The following is an 800-nucleotide window of genomic DNA, read 5'->3' as shown; positions in this document are numbered from 1 at the left end:
ACAACGCGCCTCATCTCGTCGAGAAATTCCCGCTTACGCGTGCGTTTCGTTGAAAGATCCAAGCCAAGACCGAGCTGTGTCATCGAGGAACTCCTTTGGTTCGCGCTCTTCCAGGATAGGACAACCAAACTTCAACGCCAGGACTTTTGCAGACCTTCCCTAGGCATCAGCAAGCGGGGTGACACCTATTTGCGCACGCTGCTCATCCATGGCGCGCGCTCCGTGTTACGTCACGCAAGATCACCTAGCGCCTGGCTCGAAGACATCCGCAAGCGCAGACCATCAAATGTCGTGACCGTTGCGCTCGCCAACAAGATCGCACGGACCATCTGGGCGATTCTGGCCCACGGGCAGCCTTACCGGAGAGATCACGTGAGCGTGAAACCCGACTAACTGCCGGTCGTTACACTGAAGATCAACCACCAGGGTACCCGAATGACACGTTAAAAGGTTGCGAAGGCAATCGAGTGGATGACAACACAGGTCGGACCAGGACTCGCAAAACCTGAATGCTGGCAAGAGCTCCAAGCTCGTCGGAGGAATGAGGTGCGAGTCCGCGAATTTCATCGTGGCCAGCAGCCCACACAGCTGCATCAGGCCGGATATAGAGCTGCAATCCCATCCTGTCTCCTCAAACACACGAAAGCCCTTGCAAACGGGAGGCGTTCATATAGCCAGCATGGAACACGATAGCACGCTATACGTCGGCCTGGACGTTCACAAGGATTCGATCACAGTCGCATATGCGCTCGGTTCGGGCGAGGTCGAACTGCTTGGCAGGATCGGGACGACGCAGACCG

General features: G+C 56.5%; 2 pseudogenes. Both read left to right on the top strand.

Going from position 1 to position 800, the window contains the following annotated elements:
- Nucleotides 1-393 (top strand): annotated as a pseudogene (locus VSR34_RS38085) (hypothetical protein); the annotation flags it as partial.
- A gap of 286 nt (nt 394-679) precedes the next feature.
- A pseudogene (locus tag VSR34_RS38080) lies at nt 680-800 on the top strand (IS110 family transposase); the annotation flags it as partial.

The sequence above is a fragment of the Paraburkholderia sp. JHI2823 genome (assembly GCF_038900695.1).
In the GTDB taxonomy this organism is placed as follows: domain Bacteria; phylum Pseudomonadota; class Gammaproteobacteria; order Burkholderiales; family Burkholderiaceae; genus Paraburkholderia; species Paraburkholderia mimosarum.
The sequence above is the reverse complement of the archived record's forward strand: the minus strand, read 5'-3'. Positions and strand labels throughout refer to the sequence as shown.